Origin of the sequence: Sphingomonas faeni, assembly GCF_023195535.1 — a bacterium.
Taxonomy (GTDB): domain Bacteria; phylum Pseudomonadota; class Alphaproteobacteria; order Sphingomonadales; family Sphingomonadaceae; genus Sphingomonas; species Sphingomonas faeni_B.
The window spans coordinates 457,647-472,447 of the sequence record NZ_JALPNF010000001.1 but is presented as its reverse complement, the minus strand read 5'-3'; the positions used below and the strand labels follow the sequence as shown (position 1 = coordinate 472,447).

The window sequence follows — 14,801 nt, the reverse complement described above, 5'->3', positions numbered from 1 at the left end:
TACACGCACGCGATGAGTGAGATCCTTGGCCTTCCGGTTGCCGAAACCGGTGCGATCGACGCGGCGCGGTTCGAGGCCGAGATCGCGCACGGCTATCGACCGGTCGTCATGCGTGGACTTGCGGCGGACTGGCCAGCCGTTCGCGCCGCGCGAACCTCGGATCGTGCGATCGGCGAGCATATCGTGTCGTTCGATGGCGGGCGTTCTGCCGACGTCATGGTCGCGCAAAACGACGTACGCGGGCGGTTTTTCTACAGCGACGACTTGAGCGGCTTTAATTTCGAGCGTGCGAAGGCGCCGATCCCGACCTTGGTCGCGCAGCTGATCGCGCTTCAGGGCGTGGCGGGTGCACCGGCGATCTATGCAGGCGCTGCGGCGGCGGGAGAGTTCTTGCCGGGTTGGGCGGAGACGAACGTCCTGCCGCTGCCCACGCCCGATGCTGTGCCGCGCGTGTGGATCGGCAACGAGAGCCGGGTGTCGACGCATTACGACGTGTCGAGCAACGTCGCGGTGGTGGTCGCGGGGCGGCGGCGGTTCTGCCTGTTCCCGCCCGAGCAGGGGCCGAACCTGTACGTCGGGCCGCTCGATGTCACGATCGCCGGCCAGCCGGTGAGCTTGGTCGATCTCGAAGCGCCTGATTTGGAGCGGTATCCGCGATTTGCCGAGGCGCGTGCGCAGATGCAGGTGACGGTGCTGGAGCCGGGCGATGCGATCTTTATTCCGTCGATGTGGTGGCATGACGTCAAGGCGCTTGGGCGGTTCAACGTGCTGGTCAATTACTGGTGGGGGCAGGCGGGCGCGGCCTCGCCGTTTCCGGCGCTGGTCCACGCGATCTTGGCGATTCGTGACTTGCCCGAGGGCGAGCGTGCGGCGGTGCGCGGCTGGTTCGATCAATACGTGTTCGGGGATGAGGCGAAGGCTGCAGCCGCGCATCTGCCCGAGGCGATGCGCGGCGTGCTCGGCAGCCCGTCGCCGGAGCGGACCGACGCGATCCGTGGGTATCTCGCGCGGACGCTTGAGCGGCTGTAGCGAGACATTGTACGTCATCCTGACGAAAGTCAGGACCCAGAGCCGCGAATGCTCCGCTCGGTATCCTGGGTCCTGACTTTCGTCAGGATGACGGCAGGGCTGGATCGGAACGTGCGCGGGTCGCGTCCAGGAACGCTGCGGTCCACACCAGCGGGGCATTCCAGTTGATCGCGACTTCGTTGACGGTGAAGGCGCGGTAGTCGTCGATCCAGCAGGTTTGCGGCGCACAGCCCTTTAGCGGGCCGGGCTCTTTCGCGGCCGCCGAGTTAGGACCGCCTGAGAGCACGCCGGTGGGTGGCGCGGGGTAGCGCTTGTCTGCTGCGGCCGCCCAGAAGCGGTGATGCGGGTGCTGCATCGGGCGCGTGCCGATGCCAGTGACGTAGGACCGGTCGAGCGGGTTGCGGCCGAGGATATAGTCGAGGCTCGATACCACCGCGTCGCGGTAGGCGGGCTTGCGGTCGATCTGCCACGCGACGCCGAGCACGATCGCGCGGTTGAGGATCGAACTGCTCGAGCCCCAGGGGTAGTTGGTACCACCAAAGGGTATGCCATAGCCGCTGCGCTTGCCATCGGCGACGAAGCCGTCGGCGAGCGCGGTGATACGGCTGCGGAGCTTGGCGCGATCGTGCGCGGGCAGCGCGTCGGGCAGGGTCGCGAGCGTCAGCGCACCGGCCAGTTTCAGCGAGCCCCAGCCGATATCCGTACCGGGATCGGTGAAGAAGCCGTCACTGCGCAGGCGATCGAGAAACGCGGATTCGCGGGTCGTCGCGTAGAGCTGTGCCGCGGCAAAGGTGAATTCGTCGCGGACGTCGGGGTCGCCATAGCCGCCGCTTCCGGTGAAGTCCGAGCTGGTGAGCAGGTCGGGATGCCGCAGCGCCGCAGCCCAACCGCGGCGTGCGGCGGTGAGGCACCTGGCGGCAAAGCCGGGGTCGATCGTCCGCCAGACCCGCGCGCATTGTGCTGCGACCCCGACCATATTGAGCGTCGCCGCGGTCGAGGGCGGATAGAGGAATCGGGTCCGGCGGTCGTCGGCGGGCGCTGTCGGAAGCCCGGTCCAGTTCTCGTCGGCGATCTTGGTGTGGACCAGCCCGCTCGCGTCGATCGTCGCGAACCGGGTGATGGTCTTGCCCGCGACGCCAGCGTCGGGCGCGACGGCTAGACGTGTCCCGTCTGGGATTTGCATTGCCAAGAGGAAGGCGACTTCGACGCGCGCTTCGTCGAGCAGGTCGTCCTTGCCGTTGGTGCGTTCGGGCAGCGCGAGGTGGCCGTCGGCGAACGCGGTGGCGTCTCCGAACGCGGCTAACCTTTCGTGAAGGTCGAGCAGGGTCCAGGTCGAGACGCCGCCGTTGACGACGTATTTGCCGTGGTCGCCGGCGTCGTACCAGCCGCCGGTCGCGTCGAGCTTGTAGTTGCACCCGGGCCATTGGACGCCCTTCTGGTCGACGCCGGCAAAGCAGGTGGCGATGTCGGGGGCATGGCCGGCGGGGCGGGCGAGGTCCTTGCGTTCGACGTACGCAGCCAGGATCGGAACGCCGCTGCGCTGCTGGTAGAAGAACGCCATTGCCGCGGTTGCCACGCGCGCGAACGGACGGTCGGCGATCGCGAAGGGGTGGCTGGCGTCCGTGCCGACGTGGAGGCGATAGCCGGTGCCGGGCGTGTGGAACGTGCCGAAGTCGATCCGGTGGACGCTTTCGACCGAGGCTGTATCGGGACCGACCGGTACCGTCTGCCCCGACGCGACGATCTTGCCGCGCGCGTCGGTGAGCGTCCATCCGAGCGGTTTCGTCTGCGCAGATGGCAGGACCGCGAGCTTGGGGCCGGTCGTCTCGAATCCGGCCTGGTCGATCCGGATCGGTGCGGGCGGGGCTTGCGTGGCGGCGGTCGTCAGCAGGACGGCCGCCGCACCCAGAAGGAGCCGGCTCAATCGCCGCACTTCGTCATCGGCACGGGCGCGGAGTCGATCTTCACGTCGGAGATCGACAGGCCGAGCTTGCCGTCGGTGGCGATCACGAACGGCGCGGTGACGTGCGCCATGTCGATGCCGCGCTTGGCGAAGCATTGCAGCGGGACGATCACCTGTTGCCAATCGCCGGGCTTGCCCGCCGCGAGCGTCTTGGTGATCGGCACCGTCACGGCCTTGCCGTCGTTGCTGACCATGCCGAGACCGACCGGTGCGCTGCCCGCGCGATCGACGCGGACGTCGACGACGATGCTCAGCTCGCCATTGCTCTCGCGCGTGAGGTCGAGCGGGCCCGAGGCCTCGACGCGGGCGTCCGCAGCGCCACCGGTCCAGACGAGCGAACGCGCGTCCTCCTGGCGACGGCGATCGACTGCGGAGGCGGTGAGGCGCTTGGTCGCGGTCGTCGCGTTAACGCCAAGCAGGCGGACCTTCGACTGGTCCTGCTCGACCAGGGTGAGCGACCAGCCCTCGGGAACGCGGCCCTTGCCGAAGATCGTGCCGTTCGACGATGCGGCCATGCCGGCAGGGCGGGTTTCGTCGAGCTTGGGGACGGTGCCCGGCTTGGCGTAGCTGAGGCCATAGCCGAATGCGAACAACGGGTCGTAGCCGGGATCGGAGCGGTTGAGGACATACTGGTCGGGGCGCTTCGGCCAGGAGAAACTGAGCTTGCCGCGGAAGTCGTTGGCGACGCTGCCGTCCTTCTTGCGGAACAGTACGTCGGCGACGCCGCCGCCTTCGCTGCCCGGCAGGAACGCCGCGACGAACGCATCGGAGGCGTTCAGTTCGGCGTTCACCCAGAGCGGGCGGCCCGACAGGAACACCGCCACGACCGGCACGCCTGCTGCCTTCAATTTGCGCAGGAGTTCGAGGTCGGACTTGTCCTCGGCGCTGTATTCGAGGTTCGGGCGGTCGCCCTTGAACTCAGCATAGGGTTGTTCGCCGAACACGACGATCGCCGCGTCGGGCTTCTTGGCGAAGCTGCCGTCCGCCGACAGCGTCGCGGTGCCGCCGGCGTCCTTGACCGCGGTGCTGATGCCGGACCAGATCGTCTCGGCATTGGGGAAGTTCGCGTTGGTGGTGCCGCCGCCCTGCCACGTCAGCGACCAGCCGCCGGCCTGTTGCGGAATGTTGTCCGCACCTCCGCCCGCGACGAGGATGTTGGCGGAGGGTTTCAGCGGGAGCAGGCCGCCTTCGTTCTTGAGCAGGACCATCGACTCGGCCACTGCACGCCGTGCGATTGCGCGGTGATCGGCGGCACCGATGAGGGTCATCTTGCCGGCGAGGTTGCGCGACGACGGGCGACCGCGATCGAACGTGCCGGCGCGGATTTTCACGCGGAGGATGCGGCGGACCGCGTCGTCGAGGCGTGCGGCGGGGATCTCGCCCGACTGCGCCTGCTTCAGCGTGTTGTCGTAGAGCGTCTTCCAGCCGGAGCCCGAATACATGAACATGTCGAGCCCGGCGTTGATCGCCGCGGCGCAACTCTCGTTGCTGCAGCCGTCGACCTGGCCGTGGCCGTTCCAGTCGCCGACCACAAAGCCATCGAAGTGCAGGCGGTCCTTGAGTACGCCGGTCAGCAGGCTCTTGTTGCCGTGCATCTTGGCGCCGTTCCAGCTCGAGAAGCTGGCCATCACCGATTGCGTGCCGGCCTCGATCGCGGCCGGGTAGCCGCCGAGGTGGATATCGCGCAGCGTGGTTTCGGGGATCAGCGCGTCGCCCTGGTCGCGACCGCCGGTGCCGCCGTCGCCAAGGAAATGCTTGGTGGTCGCGATGACGTGGTCCGGAGCGAGGAACTCCTTGGTGCCGACCTTGCCCTGGATGCCGTCGATCAGCGCACCGGCATAATCCGCCTGCACGGTCGGCTCTTCCGAATAACTCTCGTAAGTACGGCCCCAGCGATCGTCGCGGACGACGGCGAGCGTTGGCGCGAAGGTCCAGTCGATGCCGGCGGCGGCGGTCTCGATCGCGGTGACGTGGCCGATCTCGCGCATCAGGTCGCGGTCGCGCGCTGCGCCCAGCCCGATATTGTGCGGGAAGAGCGTCGCGCCGGGGATGTTGTTGTTGCCGTGGACCGCGTCGGTGCCCCAGATCACCGGGATCGCGGGGCGGCCGTCGCTGCGCGCCATCGACGCGTCGTAATATTCGTCGGCGAGTTTGAGCCATTCGACCGGCGGCGCGAGGTCGTTGCCGCCGGGGCCGGCATTGCCGCCGTTGAGGATCGAGCCGAGCTTGTAGGTGCGCAGGTCGTCGGGCGTAATGCTGGCGATGTCGACCTGGATCAGCTGGCCGATCTTGTCCGCGACCGACATGCGTTTCATGATCGCGTCGATCCGCGCCTCGACCTTCGGATCGCGCGAGGGACGCGCGGTGGCGGTCGGCCAAAGCTCGGGGTGCGCGACCGCCGACAGCTTGGCGGGCGCGATCGGGGCAGGCTTGACCGGCGCAGGAAGAGGTGTCGCGGCCGATTGCAGCAACAGCGCGATCGTGAACGTGGAAAACCCTGCCGACATCATACTCTCCCCGGATGGTACGCGACCCCGGTCCGCACCTTGGTTGCCGTGCTACGTGGTTGCGGTAACACGATGCAAATCATTTGCTTATTCTTGCGACCACAGCGTCGGATGCGCGTCGATATACCCGGCGAGTGCGGTCGCGATCCGGGCGTCGTCCGCGGTCGAAGGGTGAGCGTGGCAGCCGCTGAAGGCGAGGCCGGTGACGGGGATGAACGCGATGTCGCGGGCGCCTTCGGCCTTAAGGCGCGCGGCGACCTTGCCGACCTCCGCGGCGATCTCGCCGTCCGCCATGTCGGTCGCCCAGAGGACGACATCCGCGTCGGGATTGCGCGCGCGAAGCTGCTTCACGAAGTCGACGTAACGCGTTTCGTAAGCCGCGTGGAGCGCGTCGCGCGTCTTCCACGGTTCGGTGGCCTTCAGCGGGGTGGTGAAGTCGTTGGTGCCGAGCGCGATGACAAACAGGCTCGGGTGCCAGGCCGGGTCGGCGTAACGCTTGGCCTTGTCGAACAGCGTGAACGGGTAGGCGGTGGGGACGGTATCGCCCGGCGAGCCGTCGTAATTGCGGACGATGCCGCGACCCGAGATCGCGTTGACCTGGTAATCGGCGCCATAGCGGCGCGCGGTAAGCGCGGGCACCGCGAGCGAGGTGTCGGTGGTCGCCCAGACCTCGTCCTGCGTGCAGTCGCGCTTGGTGGCGATGTTGCCGTAGCCGACGGTGTGGGAGTCGCCGATGAATTCGATCTGGCGGGTACGGGCGCGGGCGGGGAGGGCACGTGTTCGCTGGTCGGCGTAGAAGCCGCCGAAGACGGTCGAGGCGGCCTGGCTTTCGCTGGCTACGTCGACGCGGATGCTATGGCGGCCGCGGCCAAGCCCGGCGATGCGGTAGGTGCCCGGCTTCGGCTTGACGAGTTTGGCGACCGTGGCGCCGTCGACCGAGACGCGGAGGATGACCTCGCCTTCGCCGATCTTCAGCATGACGGCGGGGCCGCTGAACGCCGCCTCGAAATAGGTACCCGGCCATTGGCGCGCGTAGCCACCGGCGGTGCGCTCGACGCGGCCGCCGATGTGGAGCGGGAGCGGGGCGCCCGGCTTTGTCACGACGAGCGCGATCGTTGCCGGCTGCGCGACCGCTGCACTTGCCGCCAGTAATGTTGCGCCGAGCAGCGCCAGGATCGTCTTCATGCCTTGACCTTCAGCCATGCGGGAAGCTCGTCCTTGGTGATGTAGCGTTTAGATGCGAAATCGCGGCGCAGTTGATCGGGCGTGTTCTGGTCGGTGCCGGTCAGCCAGCGCGTGTGCCAAGTCATGAACCAGAGCCAGTCGGACGTCGGGCCGAGCGATGCGGGGTCGGGGACGGGGCCGTTCTCGTGCAGGCAGATCGGCAGGGTGTCGCCGACGGTGGCCTTAACCTGCGCGAACATCGGTGCGAGATTGCCGTGGTCTTTGGCGTAGATATCCGCGCCCGCGACATCGACCGTCGCGCGTCCCGGATACCAGGCGGGGTCGACATTCTGTCCGGCCCAGCCGAGCACCCAGATCAGATTGTCGAGACGGTGAACGCGGGTGAATTGGTCGTACATCAGCGCCCACAGGGCCTTGAACGCGTCGGGGCCGTGCTTGCCCCACCAGAACCAGTCGCCGCTGAATTCGTGGAACGGGCGCCACAGGACGGGCACGCCGCGGTCTTGCAGGACCTTCAACAGACGCGCGACCTCGGTCATGTCGCGCATCATCGCGACGTTCTGCGGCGTGCCGGGCCTTAGCGCGGCGACGACGTCGAAATCCTTCTTCGAATTCTCATAGCCGGTGCCGATGTCGGGGGCGCCCCAATGCCAGCACAGCGTGACGATGCCGCCCGACGACGCCCAGGCGGTCGCGCGATCGTTCACCGCGGCGTTGTCGCGCGGGTCGATATAGTCGAGCCCGAGGATCGCCGGGAGCTTGCCGGTCACGCGCTTCAGATAGTCGAGTTCGCCGTTCGGATTGGTCGGGCCCGAGCCCTGCTCCTGCTGGCCGGTCAGCGTTTTCCTGCCGTATTGGCTCCAGAGATACGCGTAGAGCGTGCGTGCTGCGGGCGAGGCGTTCGGATTGCTCAGGCGGCGGTTCGGGATTGCTGCCAGCGCGGGGACGCCGTGGAGCAGGCCGAGCGCTGCGGTCATGCCCAGCGTTTCGCGTCGGTTGAGCATTACAGCTTGGCCATCGCGGCAGCGTGGGCGCGAATCACGGCCTGCGTCGACACGTCGCTGTCGAATACGCCATACCAGCCCTGCGGTTCGTGGGGGGGGTCACCCATATAGCCGAGGTCGCCGCGCTGGAACCGATGGTCGGCATGGCTGGTCCGCGCCTCGCCGTTCCACGCCCAGAAATTGGAGCCCGCGAGCGGCCCGCCAGCCTTCGCATTGGCTTCGACCGCGGCATAGATCTGGCGGTAGAAGCGGTCCTTGTATTCGGTCGCGATGAACGGATCATAGGCGGCCTGGCCGTCGCGCGGGTAGCCGAACTCCTCGATCACCAGCGGCTTGCCGAGCGTCGTGGCGAGCCGGATATGCGCGTCAATATAGTCGGCCACCTTCGCCGCGCCGGCGTCATAGGTGCCGGCGAGATTGTCCGCGTCCATCCAGGTCCAGTTGTTCGGCCAGATATGCGCGGTGAGGTAGTCGATCGACGGCGACTTGTGCGCGGCGAGCACGACGTCCTCGCGCTCGATCGAACCCTTCAGCCCTTCCGACCCGGTCGAGACGAGGTGGTTGGGATCGAGCGTCTTGATGTACCGTGCGGTCTCGTCGACCCAGCGGTAGAAGTGCGATAGGTTGGGCACCGCCACCTTGTCCGACCCGGCCGGGCGCGGTTCGTTGGCGAGCTGCCATGCCATGATCGTCGGGTCGGCGGAATACGCCATGCCGGTGACGCTGTTGGTCCGCGAGACGACCGCACGGATATAGTCGCGGTACATCGCCTGAGCCTGGCCGCTGGTGTAGAACGCGGCGTTCCAGTCGGCGAACTCGGGCCACGGATGTGCCGGGTCGTTCATGTTGATGTACTTGCCGCCGTTGACCCACGACAGATACGTCATCATCCCGCCCGACCATTCCCAGAAGTTGGTGAGGTAGATCACGCCGGTCATGTCGCGCTTAGCCATCTCGGCGAGCGTCCAGTCGAGGCCCTTGAGCAGATCCTCGTTATAGGTCGCGGTCTTGTCGCGGAAACCGGGGGTGATCGAGTTCTTGAGCGGTGACAATTCGGCCGAACCGAGAATGCGGAGGTTACGGACGCCAAGTGCCTTCAATCGGTCCAGCTCGCGCGCGAGCCGTGCACGGTTGCCGTACGCGGTATCCGCACCGAGCCACGCGCCGTACCAGATGTTCGCCCCGGCATAGCGATACGGCTTGCCGTCGCGTCCGAAGCCGTGTCCGACGACGGTCACGAAGGCCGAAGGGGGGTGAGGATCGCTGCGTTGCGGCACGGTCGCACAGGCGGCCAGAAGCGCGGCGCCGGTGATCGTCGCGGCGCCAGTAACGAGCGCCGTGCGCCGGTTCATAGTCATGTCATGCCCCCATCCATCTCACACCGTGTCTGCTGCACGCTGTTTGGTATTTGCCGAATCCAAAACGTGCGGTCCATGCGTATCATCGGGAAAACAAAAAATCATTTGGGTAATGTGTGCGTATGACGGCCGGCAGAGCTTCTTTGGCTCGGTCACTCGGCTGTAACGGGCTTTCGGCGTGGTCGGGAATGACGCGATGCAGTCGCGGGTCATGCCTTGGCGGGTACTGCGGATGCGCGCATGCGGTGGCGCGAACACATAACCGTCGTCCGGATCGCCCGGCCGGACGCAGACGGATTGACGCGGATCGCACGACGATCTCACGACGCCAGCATATGGCGACCGCGGCCCACCGCGCATGCCCCTGTTGCAGACTGTAATCCCGATGCGCCTTCCCCGTTTTTTCAGCCGTGCGTCCAGCGACATGGCAATCGATCTCGGTACGGTGAACACCGTCGTCTATCTGCGCGGGCAGGGGATCGTCCTGAACGAACCCTCGGTCGTTGCGATCGAAACCCGAGACGGCGTCCAGCAAGTTCGAGCGGTGGGCGCCGAGGCGAAGCTGATGATGGGCAAGACGCCCGACGGGATCGAGACCATCCGGCCGATGCGCGATGGCGTGATCGCCGATCTCGACGTCGCCGAGCAGATGATCAAGTTCTTCATCGACAAGGTCCATGGTGGGCACAGCCGGATGCCCCGCTACCCGGAAATCGCGATCTGCATTCCCTCGGGCGCGACTTTGGTCGAACGCCGCGCGATCCGGCAGGCGGCGTCCAACGCCGGCGCGCGGAAAGTATATCTGATCGAGGAGCCGATGGCCGCGGCGATCGGGGCGGGATTGCCCGTGACCGAACCTGTCGGTGCGATGGTGGTGGATATTGGCGGCGGCACGACGGAGGTTGCGGTGCTGTCGTTACGCGGGCTCGCCTACAGCACGTCGGCGCGCGTTGGCGGCGACAAGATGGACGATGCGATTGCGTCGATGATTCGCCGCAAGCACAACCTGGTGATCGGCGAGGCAACGGCGGAGCGCGTCAAGCTGGCCGCCGGGATGGCCCGCATGCCCGAGGACGGGATCGGCGAGACGATGCGCGTCAAAGGTCGCGATCTTCGCGCCGGGGTGCCGCGCGAGATCGAGGTTACCCAGGCCGATATTGCAGGCTCGCTCGCCGATCTGGTCGGTCAGATCGTCGAGACCGTGCTGACGGCGCTGGAAAAGACCGAGCCGGAGTTGGCGGCCGATATCTGTGAGCAGGGGATAGTGATGACCGGCGGTGGATCGCTGCTCGTGGGGCTCGACGCGGTTCTGTCCGACGCGACCGGCCTGCCCGTGATCGTGGCCGAGGACGCGTTGACCTGCGTCGCGATAGGCGCGGGAAGGGCGATGGAGGAACCGATCTTGCAGGGCGTGATGACCGAGGTTTGAGCGGGTCGGATGTGCGCGGCCAGTAGCAGGTCGAGGCGGGCTAGATCCCTGCCATGTGGGCCTGACTACATCGCGCCGTCGCGGATCGTCTCCATCGCGACGAAGGTCGAGGTGCTCGCGACGTGCGGCAGGCTCGAGATCCGCTCGCCCAGCACCTCGCGGTAGCGGCGGATGTCGGGCGTGCGGACCTTCAGCAGATAGTCGAAGCTGCTGGCGATCATGTGGCATTCCTCGACCTCGCGGATCGCGAGCACCGCACGGCGGAACGCGTCGAGCGCCGCCTCGCGCGTGTCGGACAGCTTCACCTCGGTGAAGGCGATGTGATCGACCCCGAGCTTGACCGGATCGAGCACCGCGCGGAACCCGCGGATATAGCCCTGATCGAGCAGGCGTTTGAGCCGGACCTGGCAGGGCGTCTTCGACAATCCGACGCGACGCGCGAGTTCGGCGACGGACATCCGGCCGTCGTCGCGCAGAAGGTCGATGATGCGGCGGTCGAACTGGTCGATCTCACTGGCGTGATCCACTTTATCGGGCATTACGCCGCTCCTGACGTCTCAAAATGGTTGAACCGACCGATATAATGCCACCGATAAGGCGGATCGCCAATCGCGTCCATGCTACGGTCTGGTCAGGTTCTAGACGAGGCTCGCCGCATGCCGCACACATCTTCGCTTCCGCCATTGTTTGCCGATTTTGCCCCGCCGATCCGCACGCAGAGCGATTTCCGCCGCGCGATTACCGCCGCGTATCGACGGCCCGAAGCCGCATGCCTCGCACCGCTGCTCGATCAGGCGACGCTCGACGAAGCCACCGCGGCGGATGCGACGCGCACCGCGACCTCGCTGATCACCGCCTTGCGGGCGAAAAAGCGGGGCGGCGGGGTCGAGGGGATCGTTCAGGAATATGCGCTGTCAAGCCAGGAGGGCGTCGCGCTGATGTGCCTGGCGGAGGCGATGCTGCGGATTCCGGATGCGGAGACGCGGGATGCGTTGATCCGTGACAAGATCGCGGGCGGGGATTGGACATCGCATCTGGCGGAGGGGCGATCGTTGTTCGTCAATGCGGCGACCTGGGGACTCGCGCTGACCGGCAAGCTGACCGGGAGCGTCGACGACAAGGGGCTGGGTGCGGCGCTCACCCGGCTGATCGCGCGCGCGGGCGAGCCCGTGATCCGCGGCGGGGTGGCGATGGCGATGCGGATGATGGGCGAGCAGTTCGTCGCCGGCCAGACGATCGCCGAGGCGCTCAAGCATGCCAAGGGTCCGGAGGCGGAGGGCTTCCAGTACAGCTACGACATGCTCGGCGAGGCCGCGACGACCGCGGAGGACGCGCGGCGCTATCACGGCGATTACGTCGCGGCGATCCATGCGATCGGTAAGGCATCCGCCGGGCGCGGGATTTATGGCGGGCCGGGGATCTCGATCAAGCTGTCGGCGCTGCACCCGCGCTATGCCCGGTCGCAGGCGGCGCGGGTGATGGCAGAGCTCCTCCCCGACGTGAAGGCGCTCGCTCTGCTGGCGAAGCGCTACGACATCGGCCTCAACATCGACGCGGAAGAGGCGGATCGCCTCGAATTGTCGCTCGATCTGCTCGAAAGCCTGGCGACCGACCCGGATCTCAGCGGCTGGAACGGGCTCGGCTTCGTCGTGCAGGCGTACGGCAAGCGCTGTCCGTTCGTGCTCGACTGGATCGTCGATCTCGCGCGGCGTGCCGACCGGCGGATCATGGTCCGGCTGGTCAAGGGCGCGTATTGGGATGCGGAGATCAAGCGCGCGCAGGTCGACGGGCTCGCCGACTTCCCGGTCTACACGCGGAAAGTGCATACCGACGTCGCGTATATCGCGTGCGCGCGGAAGCTGCTCGCGGCAGGCGATGCGGTGTTCCCGCAGTTCGCGACGCACAATGCGCAGACGCTCGCGACCATCCACGCGATGGCCGGGCCCGACTTCATGATCGGCGATTACGAGTTCCAGTGCCTCTACGGGATGGGCGAGCCGCTGTATGAGGAGGTCGTTGGCGGCAATCGGTTGAACCGGCCGTGCCGGATATATGCGCCGGTCGGGACGCATGAGACGCTGCTGGCGTATCTGGTCCGGCGACTGCTCGAGAACGGGGCGAACTCATCGTTCGTCAACCGGATCGCCGACCCTGCGGTGGCGATCGCCGAACTGGTGGTGGATCCGGTCGCGACGGTGCGGGCGATGCCGGTGCCGGGCGCGCCGCATCCGGCGATTGCCCTGCCGCGCGACCTGTATGGGACGCGGCGCAATTCCGACGGCCTCGATGCGAGCGACGAGACCGTGCTCGCGACGCTGAGCGAGACGTTCCGCGGTGCGCTGGCGCCGGCGCGGGCGGGGACTGAGGGCGCCGAGCGGGCTGTGCTCAATCCGGCGGATCACCGCGACCAGGTCGGGACTGTCTGCGAACTGTCAACGGACGCTGCGCTGGCGCTGGCGCGGACGGCGGCAGAGGCGGCGCCGCGTTGGGCTGCGGTATCGGTGACGGAGCGCGCGGCGTGTTTCGACCGGGCGGCGGACCTGATGCAGGCGCGGATGCCCGTATTGCTGCCGCTGGTCATGCGCGAGGCGGGCAAGTCGCTGGCGAACGCGGTCGCCGAGGTGCGCGAGGCGATCGATTTCCTGCGCTATTATGCGCAGCAGGCGCGGTTGTTGCCGGCGGAGCAGGCGCCGCTCGGCGTCGTGACGTGCATCAGCCCGTGGAACTTCCCGCTCGCGATCTTCGCGGGGCAGGTCGCCGCGGCGCTGGTCGCGGGCAATGCGGTGCTGGCGAAGCCGGCGGAGGAAACGCCGCTGATCGCCGCGCAGGGTATCGCGATCCTGCATGAGGCGGGGATCCCAGCGGACGTGTTGCACCTGGTGCCGGGTGACGGCGCGATCGGTGCGGCGCTGGTCGCGGCGCACGAGACGATGGGGGTGATGTTCACAGGCTCGACCGAGGTCGCGCGGCTGATCCAGGCGGAACTCGCCAAGCGCGTGTCGCCGGCAGGGGCACCGATTCCGCTGATTGCCGAGACCGGCGGACAGAATGCGATGATCGTCGATTCCTCCGCGCTGGCCGAACAAGTGGTCGCGGACGTGGTCGCGTCGGCGTTCGATAGCGCGGGGCAACGGTGCTCGGCGCTGCGGATCCTGTGCCTGCAGGAGGACGTCGCCGACCGGACGCTGGCGATGCTCAAGGGCGCGCTGCGTGAGTTGCGGATCGGGCGGACCGATACGCTGGCGACCGATATCGGCCCGGTGATCTCGGCCGAGGCGAAGATGAACATCGAGGGGCATATCGAGCGGATGCGCGCGCTGGGGCGGCCGGTCGAGCAGATCGCGCCGGTCGGGGACATCACGCAGGGGACGTTCGTCTCGCCGACGATCATCGAACTCGACGACCTCGCCGATCTGGAGCGCGAGGTGTTCGGGCCGGTGCTGCACGTCGTGCGCTTCCGGCGCGCCGAGCTGGGGACGCTGATCGATCGGATCAACGCGACGGGGTACGGCCTGACGTTCGGGCTGCATACGCGGCTCGACGAGACGATCGCGTTCGTCACGCAGCGGGTGCAGGCGGGTAATCTGTATATCAACCGCAACGTGATCGGCGCGGTGGTCGGCGTGCAGCCGTTCGGCGGGCGCGGGCTGTCGGGGACCGGGCCGAAGGCAGGCGGGCCGCTGTATCTCGGGCGGCTGGTGACGGGGGCGGATGTCGGAGCGGCCGGTTCGGGCGATCCGGTGGTGACGGAGTTCGCGTCGTGGCTCGAGGGTCGCGGTGATACTGGCGCTGCGCAGGCCGTTCGGGATTGCGCGGCGGCGTCGCCGCTGGGCGGTGTGACGGAACTGGCCGGTCCGGTCGGCGAGACCAACGTCTATGCGATCCATCCGCGTGGCACCGTGTTGCTGCTGCCGGCAACGCGGGAGGGCCTGATCGCGCAGCTTGCGGCGGGGCTTGCGTCCGGAAACGATCTGGTTGTCGGCGATGTGGCGGCGTTGACGCTGGACCTTCCCAAGAGCGTTGCCGCCCGCGTGCGGTGGGTCGAGGATTGGGCGGCGGCGGGGCCTTATGCCGGCGCGCTGATCGAGGGCGATGCCGAGCGCGTCCGCGCGCTGAACCAGGCGATCGCGGCGCTGCCGGGGCCGATCGTGCTGACCCAGGCGGGAGCGGCAGGCTATCGGCTCGACTGGCTGGTCGAGGAAGTCTCGACCTCGATCAACACGACCGCGGCGGGCGGCAATGCCAGCCTGATGGCCATGGCGTAAGCGATACCCGAGCCACGTAAACAGCGGCTTGTTCCGGCGGGGTTTTCCGTTCACCCTGCCG

9 protein-coding genes are annotated in these 14,801 nt (G+C 67.4%); 3 read left to right on the top strand and 6 right to left on the bottom strand.

Translation table 11 applies throughout. The features are described 5' to 3' along the window. Positions 1-12: 12 nt before the first annotated feature. Positions 13-1,029, top strand: a complete 1,017-nt coding sequence (locus tag SPHN_RS01925; RefSeq protein ID WP_248520786.1) for a cupin-like domain-containing protein — start codon at positions 13-15, stop codon at positions 1,027-1,029. Between the two features lie 82 nt (positions 1,030-1,111). Here SPHN_RS01925 and SPHN_RS01920 read toward each other — a convergent pair whose 3' ends face one another. The 5 genes from SPHN_RS01920 to SPHN_RS01900 form a co-directional block, all read right to left on the bottom strand. Then, positions 1,112-2,953: a glycoside hydrolase family 9 protein gene (locus SPHN_RS01920; RefSeq protein ID WP_248520785.1), complete on the bottom strand. Its 1,842-nt coding sequence runs from the start codon at positions 2,951-2,953 to the stop codon at positions 1,112-1,114. Further along, entirely contained in the window at positions 2,950-5,499 is a 2,550-nt protein-coding gene (locus tag SPHN_RS01915; protein WP_248520784.1) for a glycoside hydrolase family 3 protein, read from the bottom strand. The genes SPHN_RS01920 and SPHN_RS01915 overlap by 4 nt, the downstream gene beginning before the upstream one ends. An 87-nt stretch (positions 5,500-5,586) precedes the next feature. Beyond that, positions 5,587-6,702 (bottom strand): SGNH/GDSL hydrolase family protein, encoded by a 1,116-nt coding sequence (locus SPHN_RS01910; protein ID WP_248520783.1) that lies wholly within the window; start codon positions 6,700-6,702, stop codon positions 5,587-5,589. After that, on the bottom strand, positions 6,681-7,688 hold the full coding sequence (locus tag SPHN_RS01905) for a glycosyl hydrolase (RefSeq protein ID WP_248520782.1): 1,008 nt from the start codon (positions 7,686-7,688) through the stop codon (positions 6,681-6,683). Before SPHN_RS01905 ends, SPHN_RS01910 begins: the two co-directional genes overlap by 22 nt. Continuing rightward, the gene (locus SPHN_RS01900; RefSeq protein WP_248520781.1) at positions 7,688-9,040 is read right to left on the bottom strand and encodes a glycoside hydrolase 5 family protein; all 1,353 of its coding nucleotides are present in this window, start codon (positions 9,038-9,040) and stop codon (positions 7,688-7,690) included. Before SPHN_RS01900 ends, SPHN_RS01905 begins: the two co-directional genes overlap by 1 nt. 391 nt (positions 9,041-9,431) lie before the next feature. Between SPHN_RS01900 and SPHN_RS01895 the strand changes: the two genes are divergently transcribed. Continuing rightward, positions 9,432-10,475 (top strand): rod shape-determining protein, encoded by a 1,044-nt coding sequence (locus SPHN_RS01895; RefSeq protein ID WP_248520780.1) that lies wholly within the window; start codon positions 9,432-9,434, stop codon positions 10,473-10,475. Between the two features lie 65 nt (positions 10,476-10,540). Here SPHN_RS01895 and SPHN_RS01890 read toward each other — a convergent pair whose 3' ends face one another. Further along, positions 10,541-11,014 (bottom strand): Lrp/AsnC family transcriptional regulator, encoded by a 474-nt coding sequence (locus tag SPHN_RS01890; RefSeq protein ID WP_248520779.1) that lies wholly within the window; start codon positions 11,012-11,014, stop codon positions 10,541-10,543. A gap of 117 nt (positions 11,015-11,131) precedes the next feature. Here SPHN_RS01890 and putA point away from each other — a divergent pair, with 117 nt between their 5' ends. Further along, complete coding sequence (gene putA, locus SPHN_RS01885) at positions 11,132-14,740, top strand: trifunctional transcriptional regulator/proline dehydrogenase/L-glutamate gamma-semialdehyde dehydrogenase (protein ID WP_248520778.1); 3,609 nt, start codon at positions 11,132-11,134, stop codon at positions 14,738-14,740. Positions 14,741-14,801: the final 61 nt, after the last annotated feature.

Bases quoted from the DNA above. Each gene is read 5' to 3' on its own strand.
- SPHN_RS01900 (WP_248520781.1), bottom strand. From the start codon at position 9,040: ATGAACCGGCGCACGGCGCTCGTTACTGGCGCCGCGACGATCACCGGC.
- putA (WP_248520778.1), top strand. From the start codon at position 11,132: ATGCCGCACACATCTTCGCTTCCGCCATTGTTTGCCGATTTTGCCCCG.
- SPHN_RS01890 (WP_248520779.1), bottom strand. From the start codon at position 11,014: ATGCCCGATAAAGTGGATCACGCCAGTGAGATCGACCAGTTCGACCGC.
- SPHN_RS01925 (WP_248520786.1), top strand. From the start codon at position 13: ATGAGTGAGATCCTTGGCCTTCCGGTTGCCGAAACCGGTGCGATCGAC.
- SPHN_RS01905 (WP_248520782.1), bottom strand. From the start codon at position 7,688: ATGCTCAACCGACGCGAAACGCTGGGCATGACCGCAGCGCTCGGCCTG.
- SPHN_RS01910 (WP_248520783.1), bottom strand. From the start codon at position 6,702: ATGGCTGAAGGTCAAGGCATGAAGACGATCCTGGCGCTGCTCGGCGCA.
- SPHN_RS01895 (WP_248520780.1), top strand. From the start codon at position 9,432: ATGCGCCTTCCCCGTTTTTTCAGCCGTGCGTCCAGCGACATGGCAATC.
- SPHN_RS01915 (WP_248520784.1), bottom strand. From the start codon at position 5,499: ATGTCGGCAGGGTTTTCCACGTTCACGATCGCGCTGTTGCTGCAATCG.